Origin of the sequence: Halocynthiibacter styelae (assembly GCF_016123485.1) — a bacterium.
GTDB classification, from domain to species: domain Bacteria; phylum Pseudomonadota; class Alphaproteobacteria; order Rhodobacterales; family Rhodobacteraceae; genus Halocynthiibacter; species Halocynthiibacter styelae.
This window is the reverse complement of sequence record NZ_JADCKQ010000006.1, coordinates 1-13,947: the sequence shown is the minus strand read 5'-3', so window position 1 is coordinate 13,947 and position 13,947 is coordinate 1. Positions and strand designations below refer to the sequence as shown.

The following is a 13,947-nucleotide window of genomic DNA, read 5'->3' as shown; positions in this document are numbered from 1 at the left end:
GGGAGGATTGATGAGAAGGCTGCTGCAGTAGTACGGGTTTTCGCGTTGCAAACATCTTTATACATCCTGCCTAGGTCGCAGATTCTGTGGATCAAACAGGGCATCATCATGCACGGTGACAGGGATCTCACGGTTCAGGATCTGCACGCTCAGCCCATCGCGTGGCGTGCCCTTTCTGACAAACAGCCAGCTAAGGGATTTACCGATGCTGTAACCGTAGCCGCCAGAGGTCGTCAGACCGACGGGCGCGCCATTCAACAGCACCGGTTCTCCGCCGTGGATGTCAATTTTGTCGTCATGCAATTCAGCATAAAACAGCTCCCACTCCGGGGTGCGTTCCAGCAGAGCATCGCGTCCGGTGAAATCACGCGCGTCTGACACAACAAAACGTTCAAGCCCCACATCAAACGGCCCGACATCTGTGGTCAACTCTCCGCTTGCGCGATAGGCTTTTTCCATCCGCATGCCGTTGAACGCATAGCTGCCCAGATCGCGCAGCCCATGTTTTTCGCCAGCCTCAAACAGCGCATCATAAAGCGCGCCCATCTGGTCCAGCGGTGCGTGCAGCTCCCAGCCCAATTCGCCAACAAAGCTGACGCGCAGGGCATGGCAGTTCACGCCTGCCACGGTGATTTTCTGGCCGGACAACCATGGGAAAGCTTTGTTTGACAGATCCGTATCGGTCAGCTCAGACAGGATCTGGCGTGACGCGGGGCCGGACATGGCGAGCATGCCCCAGTCATGTGACAAGTTCACCATCTGCACATCTTCGCCTGCGCGAATATGGCTTTTGATCCAGTCAAAATCCGGGGTTGCACGCGCAATTGGGGAGCCCGTGAAATAGCGATCCTCTGAAATCCGCCAGATGGTGATTTCCGTTTCAAACCGGCCTTTGTCTGTCAGCAGGTGGTTCAGGCTCATCCGGCCATCTTTCGCCGGGATCTTATTGGCAGACAGACGATCCAGCACTTTGCCCGCATCCTTACCGGTGATTTCAAACTGCGCAAAAGCGCAGAGATCAATCACACCAGCGGCTTCGCGGGTTGCTTTGGCTTCGGCCTGCGCATTTGCGTGCCAGTTCTGATGGCCCCAGCCGATCTGCTCAACCTCACCGACCTCACCGAAATAACGCGGACGTTCCCATCCGGCGACCTCACCAAAGACAGCGCCTTTTGCCGCCAGACGGTCATAAAGCACATGGCGGTTCAGCGGACGCAGAGAGTGGAACTGTTTGCCGGGGCAAGGCGTATCATGGCGACGCATGAATTCGTCTTTCGTGCGCTCAACGATATAATTGTCAGACGCAAAATTTCCGTAACGACGCGGATCCATGCTGCGGGTGTTGATCGGGGTTTCCCCATGCACCATCCAATCCGCAAGCACTTTACCTGCGCCACCGCCCCAGGCCAGACCAATGGAAGATCCGCAGGACAGCCAGACATTCGGCGCCCCGCTTGGCCCAACCAGCATGCCCCCATCCGGGGTGTGGGTGATTGCGCCGCGCACCACACGTTTGATGCCCAATTCCGCAAGGATCGGCATTTTGTCAAAAGCGACCATCAGGAAATCACCGATGCTGTCGTAATCCGCCTCAAACAACTCGTTCTCAGCCTTCCAGGGCGCGCCCTGCGGCATGGTCCAGACGGTGGGGCAGACATGGCCTTCGTAAATACCAATCAGACCGGATTTTTGTTCCTGGCGAATGTAACCCCCAAAGGAATTGTCGCGCATCACAGGCAGTTCCGGACGGTCCGCAAATTCAGATACCGTATCGGTCACCAGGTAATGATGCAGGCAGGAAACAGACGGAATTTTCAGCCCGAACCATTCGCCAACCTGGTTTGCATAAGACCCGGCCGCAATGACGATATGTTCTGCCAGAACTTCGCCTTTTTCGGTTTGCAGCAGCCACATATCGCCCTTGCGGGACGCGCCTGTCACCTGGTTGTGACGTTCAATTTTTGCGCCCCGTGCACGGGTGGCCGCGGCCAGCGCCATGGTGACAGAACTTGGATCAATATGCCCGTCTTCAAAAGTCTGAATGGCGGCTTTGACGTCATCAACCTTGTAAAACGGGTTGCCTTTGGCGACCTCATCCGGCCCGACAAGATCCATCGGCAGGTCAAGCAATTTGCCAACGCCCATGATGGATTTCATCCAGTCAACTTCGTCATCGGTGGTCGCAATGCGAAAGCCGCCAACTTCGTGCCAGCCAATGCTTTGCCCGGTTTCTTTTTCAACGCGTTTATAGGTTTCAAGCGAGGTTTTATTGATCCAGCCCGCAACACGTGACCCGACAGCATGGGCGATTTGCCCGGCGGCGTGCCAGGTGGAACCAGACGTCAGTTCTGCCTTTTCAAACAGAATGGTATCGGTCCAGCCATTTTCAGCCAGCTGAAACTGCGCGGCCACGCCCATGATCCCGCCGCCAATAATGGCGACCTGCGTTGTACGGATTGTATCAGACATGGAAGGCATCCTTTGCGGGCTTCTGGGATGTTTTTGCAGTGAACCGGGTGCAGGCGATTTCAACTTCGACGGTGCAGCTGTCTGCGGTGAAAACGTCTTTGCCCGTGATCATCGCCAGCGCGACAGAACGACCAAAACGGTGGCTCCAGGCGGCAGATGTGACCTGCCCGACAACCCTGTCGTTGAAGTAAATCGGTTCGTCATGGATCGGCAGGGCGTCCGGATCATCAAACAACAGCGAAACGATCTGGCGCGTTGGCGCATCGGCCCCTTGCAGGGCCTCTTCGCCGACAAACCCCGTGCCAAAGGCGCAGAAATTGCCAAGCCCGGCTTCCATCGGTGTGGTGCCTGGTGTTAACTCGTGCCCAAAGGCGCGGAACCCGCTTTCAATCCGCAGAGAACCACTGGCGTATAGCCCGGCATGTGTTGCGCCTGCTTCAATCAGCGCTTCATAGGCGGCCATTGCCATATCGGCGGGGATACAGAGTTCATAGCCTTCTTCGCCGGTGAAGCTTAACCGTCCGGCAAAGCCACGGGCCAGGCCGATTTCAACCGGCGCAAAATGGAAACGTTTCAGATCGGGGATCGTTGCGTTTGTGGTGGCCTGCAGAACGTCACGTGCTTTTGCACCGGCAAGGCCGATCACCGCATAGCCGCTTGTGACATCCGTGAATTCAACACGCAGATCACCGCGGGTTTCGCGCATACGTTTCATATCGCGCACGACCTCCCCCGCGCCACAGATCACCAGATACTGGTCGGGGGCGTGCCGTTGCACAGTGACGTCACTTTCCACACCGCCCCGCGCGTTCAGGATCTGACTGTATGCAATGCGCCCCACCGGCACATCCATTTGCGCCGCGCAAAGATGGTTCAGGAAAGCCACCGCATCCGGCCCCTGCACCATGATTTTGCCAAAGGCGGATTGATCTAAGATCGCGGCACCATTCCGGCACGCGTCAACTTCCGCCCCGACCTGATCACGCCATGCAGGCGCGCTAAATGTCAGAGGAAGATGAGCGCCCTCACCACCGAAATGCACGGCACGTTCCCAGCCCCCCCTGCTTTCAAAACGTGCGCCCGCCGCGACCAGCCCGGCGTGAATGGGTGAACGACGCTGACCGCGCGCTGTTTCCATGGATCGTCCGGGATATGGGTTGTCGTAATGTCGCCCCAGAACTTCTGGAATGCGTGCCTCAAGCGCGCTAACAACGTTCATTTCAGGGCTGAACCGGCGAATGTCTGCCTCGTTCAGCTCCATTGTGGGTTCACCCGCGATGACCCATTCCGCCATGGCTTTGCCCGCGCCACCGGCCAGCGCAATCCCTGTGGAATTCATCCCGCCCATCAGGAACAGACCAGGCACTTCGGGGCTTTCACCCATCATAAACTGGCTGTCCAGCGTGAAACTTTCCGGCCCGTTCAACAGCATCCGCACCTCTGCTTTTTCCAGCGCCGGGATGCGTTTCAGGGCGTTTTCCATCATCGGCATGAAGTGATCCCAGTCTTCATCCAGCAGATCAAAACTGAAATCAGCAGGCAGGTCCTTGGTGGAAATGCCTTTTGCGTGGGGCTCAAAGCTGCCAACAAGCAGCCCTTCCACATCGTCGCGGGCATATAGAAACGCATCCTGATCATTCAGCGTCGGCAGATGCGCACCTTTGCCCAGGGCCTGAACTTCTTCCAGGGGTTTGGTCAGCATGTAGAAATGTTCACAGGCGTAAAGCGGCATATGTGCGCCCGCCATTTCCGCCACTTCGCGTGACCACAGGCCGCAAGCCACGATGACTTCCTCGGCTTCGATGACATGTTCGCCAATCTCAACGCCAGAAATCCGTCCGCCTTTCTTCTGCAATCCGGTGACACGGGTGTCTTCAAAGATCTGAACGCCACGCGATTTGGCACCTTTTGACAGGGCCAGCGCGACGTCAGACGGATTCACGCGCCCGTCGGCTGGGGACCAGACCGCGCCGATCACATCATCGACCTCGATCAGCGGCCAAAGCTCTTTTGCGCGTTTGGCGTCCACAACTTCGGCTTCAAGCCCGAAGGCACGGCCAAGGGACACCTGGCGTTTGATATTGGTCAGCCGGTCTTCATTCGTCGCCAGTGTCAGCGATCCGGTCTGGGTCCAGCCGGTGGCCTGACCGGTTTCGACTTCCAGTTCGGTATAAAGATCAATCGAGTAATTGATCAGCTTTGTCAGGGTCGCGGACGGGCGCAGACGGCGCACAAGACCAGCAGCATGCCAGGTGGTGCCGGATGTCAGTTTTGAGCGTTCCAGCACAACGATATCTTTGCGGCCTTCGCGGGCCAGATGGTAGGCGATGGAACAGCCGATAACGCCACCGCCGATGATCACGGTGCGGGCCTGTGTGGGCAGATTACTCATGTGGACAGGATCCCCTGATGCGCCAGATCGGCGAAAGTTTCGTCAAATATCTCAAGTGCTTCATCGATCAGCTCCGGCGTATGCGCGCTGGATGTCACGCAGGATGTGAAGGACATCAGGTCAACACCACGCTCCAGCAATCCGTTGCGCAAACCTGATACCAACGTCGCAGGCTGGGTGCGGATTTCAGCGGCGGACATTCCGTCAATGGACGTGCCACCAAAGAACATATGGCAGGTGGAACTGTCGCCATAAGCAAAGCCCTTCACCCCATGTTTGCCCATCTTTTCATTGATCCCGTTGCGCAGGCGATCTGCCATGGCGTCGGCCTGTCTCTGGGGTTCTCCGGTGGACAAAAGTTCCATCGCGGCAATCGCCCCGGCAGCCACCATAGGGGCTGCATTAAACGTGCCTTTGTGGCTGACAGGCGGGGCCAGGCCGTCGATCGGTTTTCCCGGATCCAGCAGTGCCATGATGTCAGCGCGCCCCACAACAGCGCCGCCGGGCAGGCCACCTGTGACAACTTTTGCAAGCGTGGTCAGATCCGGTGTCACACCATCGCGGGCCTGACGTCCGCCAGGGGACCAGCGCAGGCCTGTGATGACCTCATCAAAGATCAGAACCTTTCCGGTTTCAGTCGCCAGATCGCGGATCTGCTGCAGGAAACCATCGGGCAAGGGCACAGAACCATAATTCGCGCCCGAAGCTTCGACAAAGATTGTGCCGATCTGCGGGTCTTGTTCCAGGTAGTCCCGGATCGCGTCAATCGCTGGTGGGGCAACCACTGTCAGATCGGTGATCGCAGCGGAAACGCCCAGGGAAGGGGGCGTATTGGCACCGGGTTTGGACCCTTTCAACAGCATGTCATGCCAGCCGTGAAAATGCCCATCAATGCGCAGGACTTTATCTTTGCCGGAAAACGCCCGCCCCAGGCGCAGGGCCAGCATGGTGCTTTCCGTGCCGGACCCGGTGAAACGCACAAGATCGGCGGAAGGAAACAGCTTTTGCAGCCATTCCGCCCAGGTGATTTCCAGTGCATGACAATCGCCGGAATAGGGTGTTTTTGTCAGCTGTTGCGCGACGGCTTCCATCACCGCCGGGTGGCTGTTCCCCAGAAGCTGGCTGGCCGCGCCCAGTTTGAAATCAATATAGCGGCGTCCTTCGATATCCCATTTCTCAGCCCCAAGCGCGCGTTCGATATAGATGGGATGGGGCTTGCGAAATCGCAGTTCATGGCTGACTCCGCCGGGCATCACAGAATGTGCCCACGCCGAGAGGGAAGCATTTGTCGGATTTTCTGACATCCTGGACTACCTTCGCTGCATATCCGTCCTGGCAGGCAAAGGCCTGCAGGTTGATATCCGTTACAGCGAATTCAGATGGATGCGACAACAGCGAAATAAGCACCTGATAGATGAGTCAAATTAACCTGTTGGGTTTGGGTTGCCCTGTTGCAGGAACCAGTCAATGACATCCTGAAGCTTTGGCGTGACCGGGGTATTCTGGTTCACGATCAGATAATACCCGCGGATATGATCTGCACGGTGGGAAGACAGGGCGATCAGGCGGCCGTTTTTGATTTCCTCATCAATCAGCGGGGCCCAGGACAAAGCCGCACCCTGGCCCTCTGCGGCACTGCGCAGAAGAACATTTTCATCATCCATAATGATGCCGCCACCCATCACCGGCTTTTTAGCGCCTAGGGATTTCAGCCAGAGGTTCCATTCACTGTGGTTCCTGTGAAACAGCAGATTATAGTTAAGAAAGTCTTCAGGCGTCTGTGGAAGGCCCAGTTTTTCAACAAGATCAGGGCTTGCCACGGGAACAGCATGAACGGGAAGAATCGGATAAATATCCATATCGGGCCAGTCCTGCGGCCCCCACATCAGGAAAAGATCGGCCTGAGTTTGTGCGATTTCGTCTTCCGCGGCCACCCGCGTCAGGCGAAGTTCAACATTGGGAAAATCCAGCCAGAATTGTGACAGGCGCGGGGTCAGCCAGCGCGACGCGAATGAGGGACCAACACCAATTGTCAGCACGCTCAGATCGTCTTGTTCTGTGATCTCAGCCGTTGTTTTATGGATCATATCAAAGGCCTGACTGCAGGTTTGCATCAGGGTTTCGCCGCGTTCGGTCAGTTCCACCTTGCGCGTGCCACGAATGAACAAAGGCAGGCCCAGGCTGTCTTCCAGTCGTCGGATATGATGGCTGACAGCGGTGGGGGTGACCAGCAATTCCTGGCTGGCAAGTTTGAAGCTGCCAAGACGGGCGGCAGCTTCAAAGGCACGCAGGGCGTGCAGGTTTGGGATCTTACGGCGCATAAGCGTATAGATGAGTTTTTCTTACCCGAAGGCAAGGGAATTTATGCGCTGTTCAGGTCAATGAGAGATGACCACAGATTTCTGCGCCGTATAGCTGGCCATCGCCGCCAGGCCTTTTTCACGTCCAATCCCGCTTTCCTTCACGCCGCCAAAAGGCAGGGTGTCGCCGCCTTTCAGAAAGCCATTGATAAAGACCTGACCAGCCTCGACATTGCGGGCGAACTGCATGGCCTGGGTGATATCCGGCGTGTAAATCCCGGCGACCAGACCATAGCGCGTGGCGTTGGCGATCTGCAGGGCGTCATCCGCGTCATGCGCGATATGCGTGGTCAGGACGGGACCAAAGACCTCGGCCTGGGCGATCTCGGCATCCACCGGAACATGGGTAAAGATCGTTGGCGCATAAAACGCACCACTGGGGCAGGTTTCAGGGATGATTTCCTGACCGCCCAACACGCATTCCAACCCGTCAGCGCGGGCGCGTTCCACAAATCCAGACACGCGGTCCCGATGTTTCAGGGAAATCAACGGTCCAAGGTCCGGATCATTCAATCCGTGATCAACCGACATGCCGCGTGCGTAGGCAGACAGTTTCTCAACCACCTCATCGTGCAGGGACGGGCTGACAATCAGGCGTGATCCGGCGGTGCAGATCTGCCCTGCGTTAAAAAAGATCCCGCGCGCAAGCCCGGCAACCGCATCATCCACATTGGTCCCATCCAGCACCACAACTGGTGATTTCCCGCCAAGCTCCAGGGTGACGCCTGCGATTGGGTTCGACGCGGCCTGCATCACTTTGCGTCCGGTGGCGGTGGATCCGGTGAAAGTCACCTGTGCCACATCCGGGTGCGAGGCAAGCGCTGCGCCGGTGCTTCCGTCACCACAAACCACGTTCAGAACACCCGCTGGGATGCCTGCTTTCAGGGCCAGCTCGGCAATCGCCAGCGCGGATATCGGGGTTTCCTCTGCCGGTTTGGCCACAACAGTCGCGCCGGCGGCGAGCGCTGGGGCCGCACCGCGGGCAAAGGTGGAAATCGGATAGTTCCAGGGCAGGATATGTGCGGTGACACCCACAGGTTCCGGCTGAACCCAGCCGGTCTGATCCGGGCCAAGGCTGACGGTTTCTCCGTTCAGCTTGTCACAGACCCCTGCGTAAAAGCGGAAATATTTCGCGGTCCGGCCCACGTCGCGCAGGGCCTGGCTGTAAGGTTTGCCGACATTCACGGTTTCAAGTGCGGCCAGTTCTGCGTCATTCTGATCAATCAGATCCGCCAGCCTGAACATCAGCTGCGCCCGGTCATAAGGCGCAAGCTGCCCCCAGTTCCCCTTCAGCGCTTGCGCAGAAGAGGCCACCGCATCAGAAACAATCTCAGCCGTCCCGACAGGCAGCTGCGCCACCAACTGGCCGTTTGCCGGGTCACGGATTTCAGATTTCACCCCGGCCTGGCGGATACGCTGCCCGTCGATAAGGTGAAAATCAAATTGTTCCGTATCGGTGGGGTAGCTGTATTTCAACGTCTTCAGGCTCCGCGTCCCATCCCCTGTCGTGTCAGGTGGATGTTGAATTTCTCCCGGATACGACGATCCGTTTCGTCAGAAATATGCCCGGGAAAATGGGAATTCAACAACTCTCTGGTTTTCTCTTTGGCGGTGTCGCCTATTGCTTTGGATCCGTCGGATTCCCAGTCGGCAGGCGTGCGCCGGTCCCCGAGATGCGGATAGAAGTAATCCGATTTCATCCGTGAAAATGTGTGCATATGCCCAAGGTAATGCCCTTCGCCTTTGCACACCTCTGCGATCACCTCTGCCCCGATGTTTTCTGCGGTGACTTCAACGCCGCGAATGGTGCGCAGGATATTTCCCAGCATGTCATTATCAATAACGTAAGCCGCATGAGACACGCCCAGAAGGCTGGATTGCATGCCGCAGGCCTGGGTGACAAGGTTGCTGCCCGCATGCGCCGCCATGGATACCGCCAGGCATTTCTCAGCCCCATATTGCGCGTCATGGGTTTTTGCATCGGTGATCCCGGCAATGGATGTGGTGGGCAGGTTGTAATAACGCCCCATCTGCGCGGCGGCCCCCATCAGGATCGCCTGTTCGCCACCGCCACCGCACATAGACCCTGTGCGCAGGTCAGCGACCAGAGGTTTGGGGCCAAAGATTGCGGCGACATTCGGATCAACCAGGCGTGCGAACACCAGACCCGCCAGAGTTTCGGCAACCGCCTGGGTCAGAGAGCCCGCGATGGTGGCGGGGCTTGTGGCACCGGCCTGTCCGGCCGAGATAAGCTGCACAGGGAAACCTGCTTTGATCGCCAGTTCCAGCGTGTCCACCGCTTCTTCTGCGAAACGCATCGGCGGAACCACATGGCACACCATCACCGTCAGGAAGGGGCGAGCGCGGAAGGCTTCTTCGCTGCCTGCGATATCATAACAAAGCTGCGCGATATGTTCGACGAATTCAGGTTCAGTCACGCTGATGGATACATGCTTAGATGTGCCGGACAGGCAGGCATAGGCGGTGTTCAGATCCAGATCCAGATTGTCCGTTATTTCACGCGCGATAATAGAACGACTGAAATGGTGGATGTTTTCCATCGCGTCACACAGCCGGGCCGCATCATAAAGATCCTGAACATTGCCGTCGCGATAACCGCCGGTTTCCAGATCAAACACCCCCGGGGCACCGCCACCGGAACTCATGTGAACGCGGGCACCGGACAGATCAATCTCACGGCCTTCTTCCTGCCCGTAAAGAACAATGTCGCGGCGGGCTTCTGCGATGGTCTTCAGAACCAACTCGCGGGGAAACAGCAGGCGTTTGTCATCGGTATATGTGCCGCCCTCGGCCGTGACCTTTTCGATCATGGATGGGGTGGCCTGTGACAGACCAAGGGTTTCAAGCAGTGACAGAACAGCTTCATTCACCTGTTCAATTTCATGCGGCGTCAACGGCTGCATACGTCCGCCAGACACCCCGGGCCAGACAGGTGGCTTTTCAGTTTCCGGGTTTTCCGCAGTTTCAATACGTTTGCCGCGTCCGCGACGCCGTGAAGTGCTTGCTGACATGTCATTTCCTTAACGAGCCTTGCGGGCAGGTTAGGCGGCAACCCCTGTGTTGGCAAAACTATGTTTATCGTCTGTCAGGTGAGTTTGAGTCATGGCTGCGTGAGTGTTGCTCACGAATGCCGACAATTGCGTGAGCCACGCGCTGTGGCCTTGCCCTGATCTGCTGCGACGGGCAGTATCCGGTCAAACATATAGGGAATGATGTACCGATGATGATTTATATGCAGTGGGCCGGTCAGGTGCTTTCACTGATGGCGCTTCTTTTTGTTGTGGTGATTGGTCTGGCGGCGGCGTTTGCTGTGGTGCTTTTCATCATTGACCGTACGCAAACGGGCGATGCCGTGCGCAGGAACTACCCGGTGATCGGACGCTTCCGGCATATCTTTACCGAGCTTGGTGAATTCTTCCGTCAGTATTTCTTTGCCATGGATCGGGAAGAACTGCCCTTTAACCGGGCGCAGCGAGACTGGGTGTCTCGTGCCGCCGGTGGTAAAAGCAACACCATCGCTTTCGGGTCTACCCGCAACCTGTCTGTTCCCGGCACCCCTGTTTTTGTGAACGCCGCTTTCCCGCCGCTGGATGATCAGGTGGCAAAGACCGAACCTCTGGTGATTGGCGCCGATTGCCCGACGCCTTTCCTTGCCCCGTCTATCTACAACATTTCCGGCATGAGCTTTGGTGCCCTGTCCAAGCCCGCCGTTCAGGCCCTGTCCCGTGGCGCAAAGAAAGCCGGCGTCTGGATGAACACCGGCGAAGGCGGTCTGTCGCCTTATCACCTGGAAGGCGGCTGCGACATCGTCTTTCAGATCGGCACCGCGAAATATGGCGTGCGCGATTGTGATGGCAATCTGTCGGATGACAAGCTGCGTGAAGTTGCCGGGCATGAACAGGTACGCATGTTCGAAATTAAACTGGCCCAGGGTGCAAAACCCGGCAAGGGCGGCATTCTGCCCGGCGAAAAAGTCACGGCTGAAATCGCGGCGATCCGTGGGATCTCTGAAGGCAAAGCCTCTATTTCCCCCAACCGTCATGAAGGCGTGGACAGCTGGGAAGATCTGCTGGACTTCATCCATCATGTGCGTGAAGTCACCGGAAAGCCCGTTGGCATCAAAACCGTGATTGGTGAACTTGAGCCGATGAAAGATTTCCTTGAGGCAATCAACGCCCGTGGGCCAGAAAGCGCGCCGGACTTTATCACCATTGATGGCGGCGAAGGTGGCACGGGTGCCGCGCCCATGCCCCTGATGGATCTGGTTGGCATGACCATCCGCGAAGCCCTGCCGTTGGTCGCAAACCTTCTGCGTGCCGCACAGCTGGAAGACCGCATTCGTCTGATTGCGTCCGGCAAGCTGATCAATCCCGGTGATGTGGCCTGGGCGCTGGCGGCGGGTGCAGATTTTGTCACCTCTGCGCGTGGTTTCATGTTCTCACTTGGTTGTATTCAGGCCCTGAAGTGCAACAAAAACACCTGCCCCACCGGCATCACCACCCATGATGAACGCTTTCAGAAAGGCCTTGTCCCGCAGGCGAAATATGAAAAATTCGCGGATTACGCCAAAGGCATGATCAAAGAAGTCGAAACCATCGCCCATTCCGTTGGCGTCAGTGAACCCCGTCAGATTCGCCGCAAACATGTGCGCATTGTCGGGGGTAACGGGCGGTCTACCCCGATGGATGAAATCTTCGGAAGTTACAAAAAACCAACGCAAATGTGAGTGAACGTTGTTTGGCGCTTAAGGGGTGCTGCCTTACATATAGGGCAACACCCAATTTGACGGAGCAAAACACATGCGTTTCAAACCTGATCTTAAATGGTCCGATGTTACCCCTAAGGCGGATTTCCTGAATCGTCGCCAGCTGATCAAAGGTGCGGCTGGCGCGCTTGCGCTGGGCGGCATCGGTGGGGCTGCGCATGCCAAAGGCCAATATGCGGTTGAAGGGATTGATGAGGTCAACAGCCTCGAAGATATCACAAGCTACAATAACTTCTATGAATTCGGCACCGGCAAAGGTGACCCTGCCCAATACGCCCATGCGCTGACAACTGATCCCTGGACGGTGAAGATTGATGGTCTGGTGGACAATCCTGGCGATTATGATCTGGCGGACATTCTGGCCAATGTTGATATTGAAGAACGCATCTACCGTTTCCGCTGTGTCGAAGCCTGGTCCATGGTTATCCCGTGGAACGGATTTGAACTGCGCCAGCTGCTGGAACGTGCCGGTGTGCAGTCTTCTGCGAAATACGTGGCCTTTGAAACACTCGTGCGTCCGGAAGAAATGCATGGTCAGCGCAGCCCGATCCTTGACTGGCCCTACCGCGAAGGTCTGCGCCTGGATGAGGCGATGAACCCCCTGACCCTGATGGCGACCGGCCTGTATGGTGAAGACCTGCCAAATCAGAACGGCGCGCCCCTGCGTCTGGTTGTGCCGTGGAAATATGGTTTCAAATCTATCAAATCCATTGTGCGCATTACCCTGACCGACACACAGCCGGAAACATCCTGGAATATGCAGAACCCACGTGAATATGGTTTCTATTCCAATGTGAACCCCGAGGTCAGCCATCCCCGCTGGTCCCAGGCTTCTGAACGTAAAATCGGTGGCTTCTTCGCCAGCCGTCAGGATACGCTGATGTTTAACGGCTATGGCGAATATGTCGCCGACATGTACGCTGACATGGATCTGAGCGCAGAGTTCTGATCCACTTACAATAGTATCTGTGGCCGGGGATGTATCCTGGCCGCAAAACACGCCGCAGGACACTATATATATGCAACAGGTTTTTGCCCCAAATATGCAGCAGATTTTCATGCCCCTCAACAGCGCCACCCGCCGCCTGCCGGTCTGGGCTGTTTACCTGCTTGGCGTGCTGCCATTTGTCTGGCTTGTGGTGCAGCTGTTCACCGGTCAGCTGGGCGTTGATCCTGTGAAGGCGATTGAACATGCGCTGGGCCTCTATGGTCTCTACTTTCTTGTAGGCGGTCTGGCGATTACGCCTGCGCGCAAATTCCTGGGCCTGAACCTGATCAAATACCGCCGAGCGATTGGTGTGCTGTCTTTCTTCTATGTGGCGACGCATCTGGCTGTCTGGCTGGTTCTGGATATTCAGTTGCGCTGGGGTGAAATCTGGGATGACATCCTTAAGCGTCCTTATATCACGATCGGCATGCTCAGCTTTCTTGCGCTTCTGCCGCTCGCGTTAACTTCGAATAATGCGTCTGTGCGCAAACTCGGCTCGCAGGCCTGGCGCAATCTTCACAAGTTGACATATGTCGCTGTGCCGCTGGGGGCAGTGCACTATATAATGATTGTCAAAGGCTGGCAGATTGAACCGCTTCTCTGGTTGGGAGCGATTCTGGTTTTGCTGTTTTTACGGCGTTTCAGATAGTCGATTTCACCCTTTCTTAAGAAGCGCGGTCATTTTGGCCGCGTTTTTTGTTTGTATGCCTGAAGAGTGCATAGATTGTGCATGGTTTGTGTATCTGGATTCGGGTTGATTCCGGGGATTCTGAGGATGCCTCCATACTCTGGGGTATTATTGGGTGTTTTTCATTTGATTTGAGGGTTTTTGCGATTCACCGGGTGATTCATTTTGTGAATCGGGAGGTTTTTTCGGGGGAATCTTTGCGGGGTGATTTGGATTCTGGTGTGACTCGGGTGATTTGCGGTGTGATGATGTGTGGGGCTTTGG

The 13,947-nt window shown here is 56.6% G+C and carries 9 protein-coding genes; 3 read left to right on the top strand and 6 right to left on the bottom strand.

From position 1 onward, the window contains the following. Nucleotides 1–57: 57 nt before the first annotated feature. The 6 genes from H1D41_RS09300 to H1D41_RS09275 form a co-directional block, all read right to left on the bottom strand. Nucleotides 58–2,469: a GcvT family protein gene (locus tag H1D41_RS09300; protein ID WP_228848645.1), complete on the bottom strand. Its 2,412-nt coding sequence runs from the start codon at nucleotides 2,467–2,469 to the stop codon at nucleotides 58–60. Further along, a complete protein-coding gene (locus H1D41_RS09295) occupies nucleotides 2,462–4,861 on the bottom strand; it encodes a GcvT family protein (RefSeq protein WP_228848644.1) in 2,400 nt (799 codons plus the stop codon). Before H1D41_RS09295 ends, H1D41_RS09300 begins: the two co-directional genes overlap by 8 nt. Next, nucleotides 4,858–6,114: an aspartate aminotransferase family protein gene (locus H1D41_RS09290; RefSeq protein ID WP_228848643.1), complete on the bottom strand. Its 1,257-nt coding sequence runs from the start codon at nucleotides 6,112–6,114 to the stop codon at nucleotides 4,858–4,860. The genes H1D41_RS09295 and H1D41_RS09290 overlap by 4 nt, the downstream gene beginning before the upstream one ends. A gap of 171 nt (nucleotides 6,115–6,285) precedes the next feature. Then, nucleotides 6,286–7,182, bottom strand: a complete 897-nt coding sequence (locus H1D41_RS09285; RefSeq protein ID WP_228848642.1) for a LysR substrate-binding domain-containing protein — start codon at nucleotides 7,180–7,182, stop codon at nucleotides 6,286–6,288. Between the two features lie 57 nt (nucleotides 7,183–7,239). Continuing rightward, nucleotides 7,240–8,697 (bottom strand): aldehyde dehydrogenase family protein, encoded by a 1,458-nt coding sequence (locus H1D41_RS09280; RefSeq protein WP_228848641.1) that lies wholly within the window; start codon nucleotides 8,695–8,697, stop codon nucleotides 7,240–7,242. A 5-nt stretch (nucleotides 8,698–8,702) separates the two neighbouring features. Next, entirely contained in the window at nucleotides 8,703–10,253 is a 1,551-nt protein-coding gene (locus tag H1D41_RS09275; protein ID WP_228848640.1) for a trimethylamine methyltransferase family protein, read from the bottom strand. A 212-nt stretch (nucleotides 10,254–10,465) separates the two neighbouring features. Here H1D41_RS09275 and H1D41_RS09270 point away from each other — a divergent pair, with 212 nt between their 5' ends. From H1D41_RS09270 to msrQ, 3 genes are all read left to right on the top strand, one after another. Then, complete coding sequence (locus H1D41_RS09270) at nucleotides 10,466–11,968, top strand: FMN-binding glutamate synthase family protein (RefSeq protein WP_228848820.1); 1,503 nt, start codon at nucleotides 10,466–10,468, stop codon at nucleotides 11,966–11,968. Nucleotides 11,969–12,041: 73 nt separating this feature from the next. Beyond that, a complete protein-coding gene (msrP, locus tag H1D41_RS09265; protein ID WP_228848639.1) occupies nucleotides 12,042–12,956 on the top strand; it encodes a protein-methionine-sulfoxide reductase catalytic subunit MsrP in 915 nt (304 codons plus the stop codon). A gap of 109 nt (nucleotides 12,957–13,065) precedes the next feature. Beyond that, a complete protein-coding gene (msrQ, locus tag H1D41_RS09260) occupies nucleotides 13,066–13,644 on the top strand; it encodes a protein-methionine-sulfoxide reductase heme-binding subunit MsrQ (RefSeq protein ID WP_228848638.1) in 579 nt (192 codons plus the stop codon). Nucleotides 13,645–13,947 lie beyond the last annotated feature (303 nt).